This is a genomic window from Mangrovimonas xylaniphaga (assembly GCF_001280435.1).
Classification (GTDB): Bacteria; Bacteroidota; Bacteroidia; order Flavobacteriales; family Flavobacteriaceae; genus Mangrovimonas_A; species Mangrovimonas_A xylaniphaga.
Window position 1 is genome coordinate 1,010,927 of record NZ_LBIP01000013.1, and the last position, 18,263, is coordinate 1,029,189.

The window sequence follows — 18,263 nt, forward strand, 5'->3', positions numbered from 1 at the left end:
ACACTTTCAAAATGAAATCCAGCATCAAATATATATCGCTCATCCTGATAGCAATTATGTTTCAAACCACTCTTAACGCACAAACGAGAGAGGTTATCACCTTAAGAGATGGATGGAAATTCAGTAAAGGACATCACCCTGAAGCCGTTTCTCCTAAATACAATGACAATTCTTGGGAAGAAGTAAGCGTGCCGCATGATTGGGCCATCTACGGTCCTTTTGATAAGGAAATCGACAAACAAGTAGTCGCTATTGAACAAAATGGCGAAACCGTAGCTACTGAAAAAACAGGGCGTACAGGCTCCCTCCCCTATATTGGAGAAGCTTGGTATCGAACCTCATTTACCCTTCCAAATGCTGACCAAAACAAAAAAGTATTGATTGCCTTTGAAGGAGCCATGAGCGAACCGGAAGTCTTTATCAACGGAACCAAAGTAGGCGAATGGAAATACGGTTACGCGTATTTTTATTTTGACATTACCGAACATATTTCCAATTCAAAAACTAACACACTAGCAGTTAAATTGAGTAACAGAGGTCTATCTTCTAGATGGTATCCAGGTGCCGGCTTATACCGAAAAGTTCAAATCATTGTAAAAGAAAAGGAAAGTATTAACCATTGGGGTACATACATTACAACTCCAATGATTACAGACCAAATGGCCAAAGTAAACATCAAAACAAAAGTTTCCGGAGAACAACTGCACTTGGTTACCGATATTTTAGACGCCAACGGAACCACCGTTGCCTCAAACACTTCCGAAACTTTATATGGCAATGAATTTGACCAAAATATTGCTTTGGAACACCCCAACTTATGGAGCCCCGAAACCCCTTATTTATATACTGCCGTATCCAAATTATACGCGGGAGATATTCTTAAAGATGAAATCACCACCCGATTTGGAGTGAGAAGAATCCAATACGATCGCAATACTGGATTTAGCCTAAATGGTGAAATCACCAAATTTAAAGGCGTTTGTTTACACCATGATTTAGGGCCATTGGGAGCCGCTGTGAACACTTCTGCCTTAAGACGACAATTGCGAATTTTAAAAGATATGGGATGCAACGCCATTAGGAGTTCCCACAACATGCCATCTATGGAACAATTGGAACTTTGTGACGAAATGGGCTTTATGTTTTTAGCGGAAAGTTTTGACGAATGGAAAAAACCAAAAGTTGAAACCGGGTACAATCTCTATTTTGATGATTACGCCGAAAAAGATGTGGTGAATTTAGTAAGAGCCACCAGGAACCATCCCTCAATCATCATGTGGAGTTCTGGAAACGAAGTGCCGGACCAATGGGGTTCGGAGGGTGTAAAACGCGCCAAGTGGTTACAGGATATTTTTCATAGAGAAGACCCAACACGCCCTGTCACGGTTGGGATGGACCAAGTAAAAGCTGTTATGGAAAATGGCTTTGGAGCCATCATGGACATTCCTGGATTAAACTATCGTGTACACCTTTATGAAGAAGCTTACGAAACCTTTCCTCAAGGGTTTATTTTAGGATCTGAAACCGCTTCCACAGTGAGTTCACGTGGTATTTACAAATTCCCAGTAGAAATTGCCAGCATGAAAACCTACTCAGATTTTCAATCTTCTTCGTACGATTTGGAATATTGCAGCTGGTCCAATTTGCCTGACGACGATTTTGTACTTCAGGATGACAAGCCTTGGGTGATTGGAGAATTTGTATGGACCGGTTTTGACTATTTAGGAGAACCCACGCCCTACGATGAAGCTTGGCCTTCCCGAAGTTCCTATTTCGGTATTAATGATTTAGCCGGTTTACCCAAAGACCGTTTCTATCTTTACCGAAGCAGATGGAACACCGAAGACGAAACGCTGCACATACTCCCTCACTGGAATTGGGAAGGGCGCGAAGGAGAAATTACACCGGTATTTGTGTATACGAGTTATGACAGTGCCGAATTATTCCTTAACGGGAAAAGCCTTGGTATTCAAAAAAAGGATTCTACAACACATCAAAACCGGTACCGTTTAATGTGGAAAGATGTCAAATACCAACCAGGAACCCTAAAAGTTGTAGCTTTTGATGAACACGGAAACGCTGCCGCCGAAAAAGAAATCAAAACGGCCGGCAAGCCTCATCAATTAATTTTAGAGCCTGATGTAAAAAACATCAAAGCCAATGGTGAGGACATCGCTTTTGTAACCGTATCTGTTGTAGACAAAAATGGCATTCCATGCCCTACTGCTACCAATCAATTAGATTTTAAAGTAAAAGGCAAAGGCACCTACCGTGCTGCCTGTAATGGCGATGCCACTTCCCTTGAGCTATTTCATTTACCAACTATGAAATTATTTAGTGGAAAATTGGTTGTCTTGGTACAATCCACAACCCAAGCTGGAGACATAGAACTAACCGTAAGCGGAAAAGGCCTAAAAACAGGAAAACTAACCTTGAAAAGCGAAACGCCTTAAGAGATAATCACCCCATCACTCATAGTGATAATTCGGTCTGTCTTTTTTGCAAAATCCTCATCATGGGTAACAATCAAAAGAGAAAGACCTTGTTCATCGCAAAGCTGCTTGAACACATTGAATACATTTTCGGAATTGTGACTATCCAAATTACCTGTCGGCTCATCTCCCAAAATAATAGACGGATTATTGATTAAAGCCCTAGCTATGGCCACACGCTGCTTTTCACCCCCTGAAATTCTAGAGGCTCTTTTATCAGCCAAATGCCCTATATTGAGGATTTCCAACTTGTTTCTAGCATCGTGTTCAATTTCCTCCAAAGACTTCTCACCAAGTTTTTTGGCCGGCAACATAACATTCTCCAAAACCGAAAACTCAGACAACAAATAATGAAACTGAAACACAAAGCCAATGTGCTTATTTCTTAAGTAGGACAACTTGTTATGATGTTGTCCAGTCACCAATTCATTGTTCAAATAAAGCTCTCCTTCATATTCCGTATCCATAGTTGACAAAATATACAGCAAGGTTGACTTTCCACAGCCAGATTTCCCGATAATAGAAGTGAATTCACCCTTCTTTATAGACATATTGATATCCTTCAGCACGTGAAATAACACGGGCTTCCTAAAGTACTTATTGATATTTTTTGTCTCAAGAACTGTACTCATTACTGACCTCTAATTATTTTAACCGGATCTATCTTTTTAGCCTTTCGGGATGGCAAATAACCCGCAAAAAAGGTAGAGACTAACGCGAAAGTGATTCCGATGACATAAAACCAAGGATCGAAATTCACGGGAAAGGTCTTAATGGTTGGGAGCGCTTCAGTTTCAAACGGCAGGGTATCGATCAAACTTGTAAGCGCAAATCCAACAAGCAACCCCAACAAACCACCAACCAAACCAATAATAAGCGCCTGACACATAAAAATATATTGCACATCCTTCCCTGAAAATCCAGTTGCCTTTAAAATGGCGATGTCATTCATCTTTTCATAAATAAACATATTTAGGATATTATAAATCCCAAAACCAGCCACAATCAATAGCGCAATGGAAACCGCATAGGTAATTAAATTCCGAATGGAGGTACCCGTCTCAAACTGGGCATTAGCCGTTTTGATATCCACCGCTTTTAAACCAAATTGATTTTCCATTTCTTGAGCCATACTATAAGCCTCCTCAATATTGTAAAGCTTCACATTGATATCGGTGATATAATTTTCGGCTTCGCCTAAAATACGCTGCACCGTTTTAATGGTCGCAAAACTTTGAATGTCGTCCACCTCAGCCAAACCACTTTGATAAATCCCAACAATTTTCAAAGGGAATACATCCCCTTTGATCGTACTGACCTGAATTTTGTCTCCCAGTTTTAGAGACATCTTTTTGGCAATTCCAGATCCCAATAAAATACCATTATCTACCTTGTGCAAATCTTCGTGACTTCCCTTAACCACATAATTTTGAAAGTCGAATAAACGTGCTTCTTCCAAAGGTTCTACCCCTCTCAAATTTCCACCGAGCTCAATAGAACCTGAAATATAAAATATATTGGATTTTATTTGTGGAATAGCACCTTTCACCCGCTTGTCCTTGTTGATATAGGCCATAATCGGCAACGCGTTATGAATCTTTTTTTGGCTTTGCTTCGGTTTTATGGAATGGACTACCTTAAAACTATTCTCCAAAGTTTCATAGCCTGCGATGGGCTGTTCTTTTGAGGGTTCAATTTCACTATAGATATGGATATGTGGGGTTTGATTCAAAATCAAGCCATCCAACATTTTATTCAAACCTGTCATAAAACAAACCAGAGTAATATAGGCACCAATGCCAAAAGTCACCCCAAGTGCTGCCACGGAAGTCTGTTTGATCTTGCTCAGCAGATGCGTTTTCGCAATGGCCAATATGACCTTCCAGTTAATTGCCATCTGGTTTGTATATCGCCGTATCGGCATCTATGCCTTCCAAAATTTCAACAGATTCAAGATTTTCCAGACCGGTTTTTACAGCAACAAGACCCTTATCCGTTTTAACTTCTCCCTTATCTGTCAAATAAGATTTTGGAATGGTAAGTACCGCTTCCTTTTCCCTAATGATAATATTAGCTTCACCAGACAATCCGGAGTACAACTTCTTAGGCAGACGATCAAATTCCGCTTCAACTGTGAATGTTTGGTTCCGCAAATCCTTTTTTGGCAAAATTTTGGACACGCTAGCCTCAAAAACCTCACCTTTATAGGCATCCAGACTCACAATGACCTTTTGCCCCAATTCTATTTTTACAATATCCACCTCATCCACCAACATTTCAATCACAAAATCATTGGCACTTCCAATAGAAGCCATGGGCTCCATAGTAGTTACAATCTCCCCCTTGTTTTTATAAAGTGCGTACACCATGCCGTTTATTTCACTTTTAATGGTGAAATCCGTGGTATTGATTAGGGAAGTTTTATAATTATTTTCGGCCTGCTTTTGCGCTGTTTGCAATTCATTTTTGGTACGATCATACCTACTTTGTAACAATTGCAAGTTATTTTTTGAAAGTTGGTAATTGAGCTCCTTGGTATCATACTCCAACTTTGAACCAATATTCTGTTCCCAAAGATTTTTTTGCCTGAAAAAATTAATGGAATCATTCTTATATTTCAATTGCGCAGCCGCAATTTCCTCTTTAATCCCCAGCAATACGGCAGCACTTCCATTATAGTTATCCCTTGCCAAATCGAGGGCCAATTTCGCATTTCGAGAATTTAACTCAGGTGCATTATTGGTTATTTGAATGATTTTATCCCCCTTAGAAACTTTCTGCCCTTCTTCCACCAAATTGTCTTCCAAAATACCAGAAACAATAGCATATGCCTCATACAGGCTGTCCGGTTGAATGACCACAGAAGAGTACACTGCCTCGGTAAGATCTTGCTTTTTGGGAAGCGTTTTTTCACCATCACTCCCGCAAGACACAAGAAAACAAACACTTAAAAAGAAACATATTGCTTTCATAGCTCATAATTTCCAATTCTAAAATATACTAATTATTGGTGGGATAAAATGATTTAAATCATTAGGGAAGCGTGCAAATAAAAAAAGCTTCTCATTTCTGAGAAGCTTTTCGCTTATTGTGCGGGCGGGGAGACTCGAACTCCCACACCTCGCGGCACTAGATCCTAAGTCTAGCGTGTCTACCAATTCCACCACGCCCGCAATAAGTCTTAGTTTCGGGATGCAAATATATAAATAACTTTGAATATACAAACCTTTCTTTCAAGAAAAAATCGATCCGCTTTTTGTATTTTTGAATCAAATTCAAATTTAATTATGGAAAACATTCAATCTTACGTGAATCAGCATAAAGACCGTTTTCTAAGTGAGCTCATAGAACTCCTTAAAATTCCGTCAATTAGCGCCGATTCAGCATACAAAAAAGACGTACTGAGCACTGCCGAGGCCGTTAAAACACAATTGGAAGCAGCCGGTTGCGATTTAGTAGAAATTTGTGAGACCAATGGCTATCCTATTGTTTACGGAGAAAAAATAATTGATAAAAACTTGCCAACCGTACTTGTTTACGGTCACTACGATGTGCAACCACCGGATCCATTAGAGTTATGGACCTCCCCTCCTTTTGAACCGGTTATCAAACCTACCGAGCTTCATCCAGAAGGGGCCATTTTTGCAAGAGGTGCCTGCGACGACAAAGGCCAAATGTACATGCATGTTAAGGCTATGGAATTCATGACCAATACCAATCAGTTGCCTTGTAATGTAAAATTCATGATTGAAGGTGAAGAGGAAGTTGGAAGTGAAAACCTAGGGGATTTTGTAAAGGCTAATCACGAAAAATTGAAAAACGACGTGATTTTAATTTCCGACACAGGAATGATTGCCAAAGATGTGCCGTCCATCACAACGGGACTTCGTGGTTTAAGCTATGTTGAAGTTGAAGTTACCGGTCCAAACAGAGATTTACACTCAGGTTTATATGGTGGTGCCGTGGCCAACCCCATCAACGTACTTACCAAAATGATTGCCTCACTTCATGACGACAACAACCATATTACCATTCCTGGGTTTTATGACAAGGTTGAAGAACTAAGCAAAGAGGAACGTGCCCAAATGGCTAAAGCACCGTTTTCTTTGGAAAACTATAAAAAAGCATTGGACATCGATGCTGTTTATGGAGAAGAAGGCTACACCACCAATGAACGTAATTCCATCAGACCTACCCTAGACGTGAACGGTATTTGGGGAGGTTATATTGGTGAAGGTGCTAAAACGGTTATTGCCAGCAAGGCCTACGCTAAAATCTCCATGCGATTGGTACCAAACCAAGACTGGAAAGAAATCACAGACCTATTCAAAAGTCATTTTGAAAGCATTGCTCCTGCTGGCGTAAAAGTAAAAGTGACGCCACATCACGGTGGTCAAGGTTATGTAACGCCTATTGACAGCATTGGCTATCAAGCCGCCAGTAAAGCCTATAGCGATACCTTTGGAAAAACACCAATTCCACAACGCAGCGGCGGAAGTATTCCTATTGTTGCTTTGTTTGAACAGGAGCTGAAAAGCAAGACCATTTTGATGGGCTTTGGTTTAGACAGTGATGCCATCCACTCTCCTAACGAACATTTTGGAGTTTGGAATTACCTAAAAGGCATTGAAACCATTCCGTTGTTCTACAAATATTTTACAGAACTTTCTAAATAACACTAAAAAAGGTCTAAACTTTAAATTCAGTTTAGACCTTTTTTTTATGCAATATTATATTTTAAAAATTGGGATTAAAAAACAACTTACATTTAGCTTCATAGCTGCGCCATCTGACCAATCAACTCAAAAACAGATATTCCCGCTAAAATTCAACCTTCACTTTTGTAACATTTCTTCACTTTTCACGTTCTAATAGTCTATCAATCAAAATCAAACACGTTATGTTAAAAAAGTTTTTCATCATCTGTTCAGGCGCCGATGGCGATATTTTGGAAACCTGCTCTTCGGGGGAACAAAACAAATATGCCGGTATTGGTGCTACGGTATTTTTCACGGCAATTATGGCTTTTATTGCTTCGGCTTATGCCCTCTTCACTGTATTCGACAATCTCTTTGCCTCCATTTTCTTTGGCCTCATCTGGGGTTTGCTCATTTTTAATCTGGACCGTTTTATTGTGTCGACCATCAAAAAAAGAAACAGTGCAGTTGACGAGTTCCTTCAGGCCACCCCAAGAATAATCTTGGCCATCATTATTGCGGTAGTAATTTCAAAACCACTGGAACTAAAAATCTTTGAAAAGGAAATCAATCAAGTATTATTGGAGCAGAAGAATACCTTGACTCTCAACAACCAAAACCAAATTGCAGAACAGTACACTCCAAAAATTACGGAGCTGGAAAGTTATATCAAGAACCTGCAAGACCAAATTACCACTAAAGAAACTGAGGTGAATGCTCTTTACGACACCTACATCTCCGAAGCGGAAGGAACGGCTGGCACCAAGCTTTTGGGCAAAGGTCCTGTGTATAAAGAAAAACGTAAAAAGCACGATGCCGCTTTGGCCGAATTACAAGAACTAAAAACCGAAAATGCGCTTAAAATTTCAAATTTAGAATCGGAAATTACACAACTAAAAATCAATTACAACAGCCAAGTCAGCACTTCACAACCCATCATCGATGGCTTTGATGGCCTTATGGCAAGAGTGAATGCCTTGGGAGAACTTCCATGGCTGCCTTCCTTTTTTATCTTCTTACTGTTTTTGGCCATAGAAACGGCTCCTATTTTTGCCAAACTAATTTCCCCTAAAGGCGAATATGATTTCAAACTGGAAGATGCCGAAACTGCCATTAAATCCTGGGTAACGAAAAAGGTGAACGAGCGCTCCATGTTATTGCAAACGGACAAAGCCATTAACAATAAAGTATACAGCGACATTGCCGAAGAAGAAGAACTCTACACCTACAAGCGTAAAAAAGCTAGGGAATTGATGCAATTACAGGCCGACGCCTTTTTCAAGCATCAAAAGAAAACCCTAAGCTAACTAGGCTACCGCAGATTGTTCTGATTTAAAGTGATTGTACAAACCCTCACAGCCCATTCCTATAATGGAAAGGTTTTTCCCTTTGTCCAATGCTTCATTATGCAATTTCACCAAGGCTTGAATGCCATATTTATCAATTTCCTCAACACCCTCGATACTCAAGGTCATGGTATTGATTCTTTCAAAAATATTGTGAAATTCTGAATGGAATAAGTGAACGGTTCTTTTGGTAAGTGCTCCTTTAACTTTAAAGAAGTTGTTGCAACTAGTAATTCTTAGACTCATAACAATTAGGTTTTAAAAGGTTAAAAAATAAACTGGGGCTATTAATCAGTTGACTCACAGGTAAATATCAAAAATTAAAACCTAACCATCTATTATTTTCGACCAAATGCAACAACTTTAGACAACAGGAAAATGGCAAACCAAGGCCATTATTTTTACATTAACATATTGTAAATCAATATTTTCTATCAGGAGAAAAAGAAGTCACGGACATCGATAATTGTTTGTCAGAAATAAGCTCAGAAATCAATTTACCAGTGGCTGTCCCCATGGTCCAGCCCATCATGGCATGGCCAGTAGCTATGGTTAAATTGTGGCATTTTGAAGATTTGCCAATATAAGGTAAACCATCAGGAGTTACCGGCCTTAAACCCGAGGCGGCCTCCTGTATTTCAGTCTTGGTTAGACTAATATTAGGATAGTATTGACGAACAGCCTTAGCAATTGCATTGGCCCGAACCTCATTTACATGATTATTGATTCCCGCAATCTCCATCGTACCGGCAAAACGCGTAAACCCATTCATAGGTGTAACGGCCACTTTGGATTCTGCCAATATGCTTGGAATACCAATTCCTGTCTCCCTAGAGGTATTGATACGATAGCCTTTCCCTGCCTGAAGCAACATGTTCAGTCCTATTTTTTTAGTTAACAAGGGGCTCCATGAACCTGCAGCCAAAACAAACTCATCGCCTTTTAGACTTTGGTTTGAAGTATGAATTTGAGTAATTTTTAATCCAGACATCGTGACGTCCTCAACCTTTTCATTCAAGAAAAAGGTAACACCAACTTTACTCAAATAAGTCTTCATCTCAGTCATAAATTCATGAGGCGTACTATGCGAATCGCATTTATAGTAAGTCCCTCCAATGACATTCAACTCAACATTAGGCTCTAAAGATTTCAATTCCTCCAAACTAATTTCGGAAGCATCCAATCCTTCCTTTTTTGCCATCTGTGCCATGTGGATTTCTTCTTCCAACATCTTTTCAGTTTGGCATAACATCAACAAGCCTTTATGCTCCAATTGAAATGTAAATCCTTCGGAAGCTTTAAGCTCTTTATAAAGCTCCTGACTCAACAAAGAAATTTTCTTGATAACGGGAATTGCTTTTTGAACATGTGCTGAATTACAGCTTTTATTGAAAGCATAGGCCCACTTGAGAAAATCGAAATCCAATCGCGGTTTGATATAAAGCGGACTTGCAGGATCCAACATCCATTTTAAGCCTTGCTTCATAACACCTGGGGCAGACAACGGCACAATATGACTTGGAGACAGATAGCCCGCATTGACATATGAAGCACCTCCGTCCATATTGGATTGATCAACCACCGTGACTTGATGCCCTTCTTTATGGAGATAGTATGCAGAACACAGCCCTATAATACCACCTCCGATAACAATCACCTTTTTGCTCATTGCCTACTATTTAAATCACTTGAAACCCCAGAGCATATGGATCATCCTCTGGATCTATTACAATGGTATTATACCCAAAAACTTTTGCCCATCCCTTAATACTTGGAACTATCCCTAATTTTCCATGAAACGGAACCTCCTCTTCAATACGCCCAATAAATGTACTTCCTATAAAGCTCTCGTGAATATAATCTTCACCTACCTTCAATTTACCTTTAGCAAACAATTGGGCCATTCTAGCCGAAGTTCCAGTTCCGCAAGGGCTTCTATCAATAGCCTTATCACCATAAAACACAGCACTTCTTCCCGATGAACCAGAATCTATAGGGTTCCCAGTCCATAATACATGGCTAACATCTCTAATCGTGGTATCTTCTGGATGTACAAAATCATCAGGGTACAACTCATTAATGCGTTGTCTAACCACCTTAGAAAATTGGATAAGTTCTGCTCCTGAATAATCCTGAACTCCAGAAAAATTCTTTTGCGGATCAATAATTGCGTAGAAATTTCCGCCATAAGCCACATCAAAAATCAAGGCTCCCAATGATGGGCAATCCACTTCCAAACCTTCAGCAGCCAAATAACTCGTAACATTGGTCAACTTTACCCAATCTACTTTTTCGCCATTTTTCCCATATTCAATATGAATTACTCCTGCCGGGGCTTCCATGCTAATAACCCCTTCTGTTTTAGGCATAACCAAACCTTCCTGAACAGCTACCGTTATGGTGCCAATGGTTCCGTGGCCGCACATGGGCAAGCACCCTGAAGTTTCAATAAAAATAATTCCAAAGTCGTTAGCGGGATCATGTGGGGGATACAACAAACTACCGCTCATCATATCATGCCCGCGAGGCTCAAACATTAGGCCTTTGCGAATCCAATCAAATTCCTTCAAAAAATGTTGTCGCATTTCGCTCATGGAATTCCCTTTCAGGAGCGGCCCTCCTTCCTTAATCACCCTAACCGGATTGCCACAGGTATGGGCATCAATACACGCAAAAATATGTTTACTCATATCTCCTCAGGCGTTACTTGGAGTTTTGTTTCCCTGTTTTGGTCTTTTCTATATAATGGTTCACCCGACTTTCCAAAATAGCCAAAGTAACGGTTCCCTGCTCCAATATGACTTCATGAAAATCACGAATGTTGAACTTAGTTTCCAATCCGGCTTCAGCCTTATGTCGTAATTCTCTAATTTTAAGTTCACCAATTTTATAGGACAAGGCTTGGCCTGGCCAAGAAATGTAACGATCGGTTTCGGTGTTGATTTCATGCAACGACAATGCTGTATTAGTTGCCATAAATTCCACCACTTGTTCCCTCGTCCAACCTTTGGCATGGACCCCTGTATCGACCACCAGTCTGCAGGCACGCCACATTTCATAAGTCAATTTTCCAAATTCTTCGTAGGGTGTGGTGTAAATGCCCATTTCGTCGGCCAAGTATTCCGAATACAATCCCCAACCTTCGCCATAAGCAGACAAGTACAAATTCCTTCTGAACTTTGGAATACTATCTCCCAATTCATTGTTCAAACTGCCTTGCAAATGATGTCCAGGAACCGCTTCATGAGCCGTAAGAGCCGGAAGTGTATACAAAGTCCTACTAGGTAAATCATAAGTATTTACCCAATAATATCCAGGATCTGTGCTTTCTTTTGAGGTGCCAATATAACGTCCCGTGGTGTATTTTGGAGCAATAGCATCGGGAACTGCTGCAACCCCATATGGTTTTCTTGGTAAGGTTTTAAAATACCTCGGCAACTGCGCATCGATACGCTTGGCCATATCACGGGCAATCATCAGCAACTCTCGTGGTGTTTTGGCATAAAATTGCGAGTCGGTTCTTAAAAATTTCAAAAAGTCGGCAAAGCTTCCTTTATAATTCAAGTCTGAAATAATTTGCTCCATTTCTGCCTTAATTCTCGCCACTTCACTCAGTCCTATTTCATGAATATCCTCTGCCGTATATTCAGTGCTTGTAGTGTAATAATTGATTCTATTTTGATAAAAAGCTTGGCCGTTAGGAGTTTCGGACACTCCTAATGTGGTTCTCGTAGCAGGAAAATATTCGGTTTCAAAAAAGGTCTTGATACGTTTGAATTCGGGAATTACATTAGTTTCAATAGCCGTTTGAGCTGCCTTCAACACTGAATCCTTTTGCTGTGCTGTTAAACCATGTGGTAAATTTTTAAAAGGCGAATAATAATAACTATCCTCAAAATTCTCAACAATATTATCATCATAGGTAGACTCATATCCTTTAAAAATCACCAAAGGTTGTGATACCCCCTTTTTCAATCCTTCCCGAAGATTTTCAAAATGTTGATCTACAAATTCGGGAATCGCATTCAGCCTATTTAAGTAATCCCTTACCTGTTCGTAATTAGTCAATGGTCTTACTTCGTAGGTTAAATTGGAGTGAAATCCCGTATCGGAAAGTAAGGGATTGAGGTACTGCTCAAATTCATAATAATCTATAATATCCTGAAGTTCGAAACTCAGCAATTCTGCCGAAATGCGATCTGTTTCACTCAAACCTGAAACATCCAATGCTTTTAACTCCTCAAGTTGTGATTTGGCAAATTCAGCCTCGGCTTGATAGTACGTTTTAGTATAGAGCCCCAAGGGATAAGTTTTTTCGTCATAGCCCTTATGATCTTCGTAGTGTTTAATAATGGTATCCAGTTCTTGTTTAGCTTTTGGAACTTGAGTCACTGTACTTGATTCTTTTTGGCACCCCAAAAGAGCAAGTATTAAAATGAGGCAGATATATTTACAATTCATACTATAATTTGCTTTTGGTTTGGATATTATTGACAAATCTAGAAATATTCAAAGGGTTATCATTCTTCAATTCATCGGGCAACAATTGATCTGGCCAGTTCTGAAAGCAAAACGGACGCACCCAACGCTTGATGGAATTCACGCCCACCGCTGTAAATCGGCTATCGGTAGAGGCTGGAAAAGGTCCGCCATGCACCATAGACGGACAAACCTCAACTCCGGTTGGCACACCATTATAAATCAAACGCCCTACCCTGTTTTGTAAAGCTGAAATGATCTTTGGATATTCAGCCGCCTCTTCATCCTCTGCAATCAAAGTTGCCGTTAGCTGCCCTTCCAATTTTAGAATCAATTTTTCCAATTGCTCGATATGTTCACATTGCACAACCATTGTAAATGGGCCAAACACCTCTTGATGTAAGGTAGGGTTTTCTAAAAAAACCTTACCATTAACAGTCGTCACTGTTTGTTGCGCATAATTAACCTGGACCTCATCAGCATAATTTGCAGCCACCTTCAAACCATCTTGCCGTATTGCCGATTCTTTATTCCTGTCATAAGCTCCTTTAATATTAGGATGCAGCATACACGAAGGTTCAATTTTTAAAATTTCCTCAGAAAGGGTCTCGATGAAATGGTTCAATCCGGAACTTTTAATTCCTAAAATCAAACCTGGGTTGGTGCAAAACTGTCCTGTTCCCAAAGTCACCGAATTGGCATAGGTTTTGGCCAAACTTTCAGCTCTTTCCTCCAATGCCTGAGGCAGCAACACGACCGGATTAATACTGCCCATTTCAGCAAACACTGGGATTGGTTCGGGACGTTTGGACGCCAAATCAAACAAGGCTCGACCTCCTTTGATACTGCCTGTAAACCCGACAGCTTTTACCTTTGAATGCTCCACCAATTGCACACCAACTTCAATTCCGCTACTGTTTAAATTTGAAAATACACCATTGGGCATCCCTGTTTTTTTGGCTGCCTTAATTACTGCCGAAGCCACCAATTCCCCTGTCCCGGAATGCATAGGGTGGGATTTTACAATCACCGGACATCCTGCCGCCAAAGCTGCAGCTGTATCGCCTCCCGCTGTGGAATAGGCCAAAGGAAAATTACTGGCCCCAAATACCACCACAGGCCCTATAGGTACCAACATTTTTCGCAAATCAGGTTTCGGGTTGGGTGCTCTATCCAGGATGGCAGTATCTATGGAAGCTTCTACCCAACTGGCTTCTTTCAATAATTCGGCAAAAGAACGCAATTGCCAAATGGTTCGTGAGCGTTCTCCCTCAGCTCTACCTTTTGGCAACCCCGATTCGGAGCAATATATTTCAATGAGTTCCTCACCCAAATCCAGAATTTCATCTGCAATAGCATCTAAAAACTCAGCTTTTCTAAGACCGGAAATGTTTCTATAAGCTTTAAAAGCTTCGGAAGCCAATATTACTGCTTGGTCAATTTCTTGAGTTGTTGCTTCGGTAAATTCAACGGGATTTTCAATATTGAGCTGCGGATTGAAAGTTTTGTAATTTGTTTCACCTTCCGCCGAAAGTTGATTTCCTATATAGTTTTTTCCTGTAATCATTCTATTTGTATTCTGGTACTAGTGGCCTATGCCTTAAACTGTCTTCTATGATTTGAATCACATTTGCACGTTCTGTTCCAAACAATGGCAATCTAGGCTTTCTAACATATTCCGTTCCCAAACCTGTATAGACTTCAGCCAATTTGATATTCTGTACTAATTTAGGGTTTATATCCAATTCTAACAATGGCAAAAACCATCGATAAATATCCAAGGCTTCTTGAATGCGACCAGCCTTTTGAAGTTCGTAAATGGCCACTGTTTCCTTTGGAAACGCACACACCAAACCTGCAACCCAACCATCGGCTCCCAATAGCAAACTTTCCAAAGCCAAGGTATCCACCCCTGTCAATATTTTCAATCGGTCTCCGAAGCGGTTCTTAATTCGAGTGATATTTGTAACATCGCGTGTAGACTCCTTTACCGCCTCAATATTGGGACAGGTTTGCAATAGCTCTTCGAACATATCCAAGGTCACCTCTATTTTGTAGTCAATTGGATTATTGTAAATCATGATGGGCAGCGCAGTATTGCTGGCCACTTCCTTAAAATATTCCACCGTTTCTGTATCGCATGATTTATAACGCATGGGCGGTAACATCATTAAAGCATCGGCTCCATCTGTTTCCGCTTGTTTCGCTGCTGCTATGGCGGCTTTCGTACTTTGTTCCGAGATATTCACCAATACTGGAATTTTTCCATTAATCACCTTTATTGTATGTTGAGTCAAGGTTTGTTTTTCCTTTTCAGTTAAGGTACTTGCTTCCCCCAAAGTCCCTCCCAATACAATACCATGGATACCAGCATCCAATTGAGCTTTGAGATTATGCTCAAACATCTGCAAATCCAATTCATCATCTTGAGTAAATTTTGTTGTGATAGCAGGCATGACGCCTTTCCAATCCATTGCCATAGTAGTGTTTTTAGTTTAATGTAAAACTAGTTAAACCAAACGCTTGCAAATGATGCAACCCTATCCAAAATCGATACAATATTATCCAAATAGACCAGTCTTAATTCCAAATGGAATAATATTTATGTAATTTTAAATCCGCATGAAAGTTTTGCCATTCAAAATACCAAAGCCAGAATTTCACTCACTTGTATATCAAGTTGACATTGCTCCCGTGTTTTATGACCAGCTACATCAGCATGAAGAATTTCAACTAAGCTTTATTGTTGAGGGAAATGGCACGTTGATAGTTGGGGATAGTGTGAATCATTATTCTAAAGGAGATTTTTTGGTCATTGGCAGCAACCTTCCACATGTCTTTAGAAGTCATGTCCAAGCTGAAAAAGATTCGCATATGCTGAGCTTATTTTTCACAAAAGCATCCTTTGGAAAACACTTTTTTGAATTGGATGAACTCAAAGAACTCCATCCATTTTTCAAACGTGCAGAACATGGATTCAAGGTGACATCCAATCAAAATCAAACTAAAAATTTGTTCTTGCAATTGGAACAATGTTCCAAACTTAATCGATTCCTGATTTTATTAGAACTACTACAATTAGCATCATCTTCGGAATTTAAAAGTCTTTCCTCCTTTGTTTACGAAAAGACATATACTGATACAGAAGGAACCCGCATGCGCGATATCATGGAATTCACAGTGAACAATTACCAGAACGATATTAGTTTGGAAGAAATTTCAGAAATTGCCAAAATGACCAAAAATGCCTTTTGCAAGTATTTTAAAAAACGAACCAACAAAAGCTATTTTACGTTTCTTAATGAACTGCGAATTGAGAATGCCTGCAGATTACTACAATCCAATAAACATCACACCATTGCTGAAATAAGTTATTTGTGTGGGTACAATAACATTTCGAATTTTAACAGACAGTTCAAAAATGTGAAAACAGTATCCCCAAAACAATTTAGAAACACCTCAGAACACCTATGAAAACCAAACACCTTTATATCCTTTTGGGTATTGCCTTACTCATTACCCTCTATGGTGTGATTAGTGGAAAGTTCTTCTTTCTATTTTTAATTCTTCCTTTCGGTTTTGGATTTTTCAACCGAAAGAAAGATGACGAATGATTATATCTTTTTCACGTATTTGGTTATGATTACAATTTGCTGTCCATCTACCTTTCCTTCAATGTACTCGGCATTTTCATGATCTAATAAAATACGTCTTACAGCTGTCCCTTGTTTGGCCACCATACTAGAGCCTTTTACCTTTAAATCCTTAATTAAAACCACAGAATCCCCAGCTTGTAGAATAGTGCCATTAGCATCGCGGTGTACAATCTTGCTGCTCTCATCTTCATGCTCTCCAGTAGCCCTTGCCAATGCCAATGCTTCATCGTCCAGATACATCATATCTAACAAATCTTGCGGCCAACCTTGACTACGTAAACGCTGTAACATTCTCCAAGCCATAATTTGTACTGCAACATTTTCATTCCACATGCTATCGTTTAAACATCTCCAATGGTTGGCATCCATCTCTTCATTGCCTTCAATTTGATCTAAACAGGTCTTACAAACCAATACATCATTAGCAACATTTTCATTTAACGAAGGTGGAATGGTATACTGGCTTAAATGCTCTGTTGCCCCACACAATTCGCATGTATTATTGCTTCTTTCCTGTAATGTCTGTAATACGCTCATGGTTTCAAGTTTAGATTTCCACAAAAGTAGTGTTTAAATAAAAAAAGGAGCTTTTAAAAAAGCTCCTTTTTACAATAAAAGTTTAATCATGGTCACTTTCGTAAACCAGCAACTGCAGTATAAATAGCATCGCTATGCACAGGAGTAAAATACTTCCCTTCCAAATCTGCCATCTTCTTTCTAGCGGCTTCATCCTTCCAATAGGCATTGAAGAGTTCTTCATTTCTATCATACATCTTCTCCAAATCTGCCATAGAATCTAAATAAAAGGCCTCTACAAACACCGTTCTATCCGCCCCATATGCATGAGACTGTGGATAATATCCTTTGATGTATTCATTTTTATGGAACACATTCAACGTATAATCATCGAAAGCCTTTTTAAATTCATCCCCATTTCCATCTTTTGGATAAGCAAAATGTCCCGTTCTTACATACAAGATCTTGTCCTCAGTCATATTATCATCGTTGAATAATTTTGCATTGGGCATCGTGGCATAAATTTCATCGGAGTGGTACGGCGAATAATACTTGTTCCGCTTTTCGAAAAACGCTTTTCTAGCACTTTCAGAAGACCATGCCTCCTTAATCAACTCGTCATTGCGATTGGCTGCCAAATCAATATCGTTCCATGTTGGAAATGCTTGGACGTACAATAACTCTGTATTGTCAGGGGTCATTCTATGCAAATAAAATCCGGCGGCTACCACATGTTCATTTTTACTGGTGACTTTGTCCAAAAACTCCTTTTCAACAGCTTTCCATTCTTCCATTTTAAAGTCCTTTAAATCCATGTTCCAATGCATAGTGGTAACAGTTACGTATTGGGGCCTTTTTGAAGTTTCTTGGGCAAAAGCCATACCCATTCCTACAAATAAAAACAATGCGACAAGGAGCATCATCCGATTGGTCGTTTTCATAATTAATTAAGTTTTAAGATTACTATATTGACAACAAAAAATTCTTAAAAAACTCAATTTGGGACAACCAAACTTTTGGGGGAAGTTGTTATAAAAAGCTTAATTTCAGTATTCTTTGGGAAGAGATTTGCCTTAC

General features: G+C 39.6%; 16 protein-coding genes and 1 tRNA gene. 5 read left to right on the forward strand and 12 right to left on the reverse strand.

What is annotated here, in order from left to right; genetic code table 11:
• Positions 1-11 precede the first annotated feature (11 nt).
• Entirely contained in the window at positions 12-2,453 is a 2,442-nt protein-coding gene (locus ZA06_RS04480; protein ID WP_053976188.1) for a DUF4982 domain-containing protein, read from the forward strand.
• Here the strand turns inward: ZA06_RS04480 and ZA06_RS04485 are convergent.
• The 4 genes from ZA06_RS04485 to ZA06_RS04500 all read right to left on the reverse strand — a co-directional run bounded on the left by ZA06_RS04485 (position 2,450) and on the right by ZA06_RS04500 (position 5,665).
• A complete protein-coding gene (locus ZA06_RS04485) occupies positions 2,450-3,124 on the reverse strand; it encodes an ABC transporter ATP-binding protein (protein ID WP_053976189.1) in 675 nt (224 codons plus the stop codon). The two genes, ZA06_RS04480 and ZA06_RS04485, sit on opposite strands and share 4 nt — an antisense overlap.
• Positions 3,124-4,389, reverse strand: a complete 1,266-nt coding sequence (locus tag ZA06_RS04490) for an ABC transporter permease (RefSeq protein ID WP_053976190.1) — start codon at positions 4,387-4,389, stop codon at positions 3,124-3,126. The genes ZA06_RS04485 and ZA06_RS04490 overlap by 1 nt, the downstream gene beginning before the upstream one ends.
• Positions 4,379-5,464: an efflux RND transporter periplasmic adaptor subunit gene (locus ZA06_RS04495; protein ID WP_053976191.1), complete on the reverse strand. Its 1,086-nt coding sequence runs from the start codon at positions 5,462-5,464 to the stop codon at positions 4,379-4,381. The genes ZA06_RS04490 and ZA06_RS04495 overlap by 11 nt, the downstream gene beginning before the upstream one ends.
• A gap of 119 nt (positions 5,465-5,583) precedes the next feature.
• A tRNA-Leu gene (locus tag ZA06_RS04500) sits at positions 5,584-5,665 on the reverse strand.
• 114 nt (positions 5,666-5,779) lie between these two features.
• Between ZA06_RS04500 and ZA06_RS04505 the strand changes: the two genes are divergently transcribed.
• On the forward strand, positions 5,780-7,168 hold the full coding sequence (locus ZA06_RS04505; RefSeq protein WP_053976192.1) for a dipeptidase: 1,389 nt from the start codon (positions 5,780-5,782) through the stop codon (positions 7,166-7,168).
• A gap of 224 nt (positions 7,169-7,392) precedes the next feature.
• The gene (locus ZA06_RS04510) at positions 7,393-8,496 is read left to right on the forward strand and encodes a DUF4407 domain-containing protein (protein WP_053976193.1); all 1,104 of its coding nucleotides are present in this window, start codon (positions 7,393-7,395) and stop codon (positions 8,494-8,496) included.
• Here ZA06_RS04510 and ZA06_RS04515 read toward each other — a convergent pair whose 3' ends face one another.
• The 6 genes from ZA06_RS04515 to ZA06_RS04540 all read right to left on the reverse strand — a co-directional run bounded on the left by ZA06_RS04515 (position 8,497) and on the right by ZA06_RS04540 (position 15,494).
• The gene (locus ZA06_RS04515; protein WP_053976194.1) at positions 8,497-8,781 is read right to left on the reverse strand and encodes an STAS domain-containing protein; all 285 of its coding nucleotides are present in this window, start codon (positions 8,779-8,781) and stop codon (positions 8,497-8,499) included.
• Positions 8,782-8,956: 175 nt separating this feature from the next.
• Positions 8,957-10,204 carry an NAD(P)/FAD-dependent oxidoreductase gene (locus ZA06_RS04520; protein WP_053976195.1) on the reverse strand — a complete coding sequence of 416 codons (1,248 nt, stop codon included), beginning with the start codon at positions 10,202-10,204 and terminating at the stop codon, positions 8,957-8,959.
• A gap of 10 nt (positions 10,205-10,214) precedes the next feature.
• Complete coding sequence (locus ZA06_RS04525; protein WP_053976196.1) at positions 10,215-11,225, reverse strand: 4-hydroxyproline epimerase; 1,011 nt, start codon at positions 11,223-11,225, stop codon at positions 10,215-10,217.
• 13 nt (positions 11,226-11,238) lie between these two features.
• A complete protein-coding gene (locus tag ZA06_RS04530; protein WP_053976197.1) occupies positions 11,239-12,996 on the reverse strand; it encodes a DUF885 domain-containing protein in 1,758 nt (585 codons plus the stop codon).
• Between the two features lies 1 nt (position 12,997).
• Positions 12,998-14,581 (reverse strand): aldehyde dehydrogenase (NADP(+)), encoded by a 1,584-nt coding sequence (locus ZA06_RS04535; RefSeq protein ID WP_053976198.1) that lies wholly within the window; start codon positions 14,579-14,581, stop codon positions 12,998-13,000.
• A 1-nt stretch (position 14,582) separates the two neighbouring features.
• Positions 14,583-15,494 carry a dihydrodipicolinate synthase family protein gene (locus ZA06_RS04540; protein ID WP_053976199.1) on the reverse strand — a complete coding sequence of 304 codons (912 nt, stop codon included), beginning with the start codon at positions 15,492-15,494 and terminating at the stop codon, positions 14,583-14,585.
• Between the two features lie 142 nt (positions 15,495-15,636).
• Between ZA06_RS04540 and ZA06_RS04545 the strand changes: the two genes are divergently transcribed.
• Positions 15,637-16,488, forward strand: a complete 852-nt coding sequence (locus tag ZA06_RS04545; protein WP_053976200.1) for an AraC family transcriptional regulator — start codon at positions 15,637-15,639, stop codon at positions 16,486-16,488.
• Complete coding sequence (locus tag ZA06_RS16880; RefSeq protein WP_157503095.1) at positions 16,485-16,628, forward strand: hypothetical protein; 144 nt, start codon at positions 16,485-16,487, stop codon at positions 16,626-16,628. Before ZA06_RS04545 ends, ZA06_RS16880 begins: the two co-directional genes overlap by 4 nt.
• Here ZA06_RS16880 and ZA06_RS04550 read toward each other — a convergent pair whose 3' ends face one another.
• Complete coding sequence (locus ZA06_RS04550) at positions 16,629-17,207, reverse strand: PhnA domain-containing protein (protein ID WP_053976201.1); 579 nt, start codon at positions 17,205-17,207, stop codon at positions 16,629-16,631. It abuts the gene before it with no gap.
• Positions 17,208-17,299: 92 nt separating this feature from the next.
• Positions 17,300-18,127 (reverse strand): hypothetical protein, encoded by an 828-nt coding sequence (locus ZA06_RS04555; RefSeq protein ID WP_157503097.1) that lies wholly within the window; start codon positions 18,125-18,127, stop codon positions 17,300-17,302.
• Positions 18,128-18,263 lie beyond the last annotated feature (136 nt).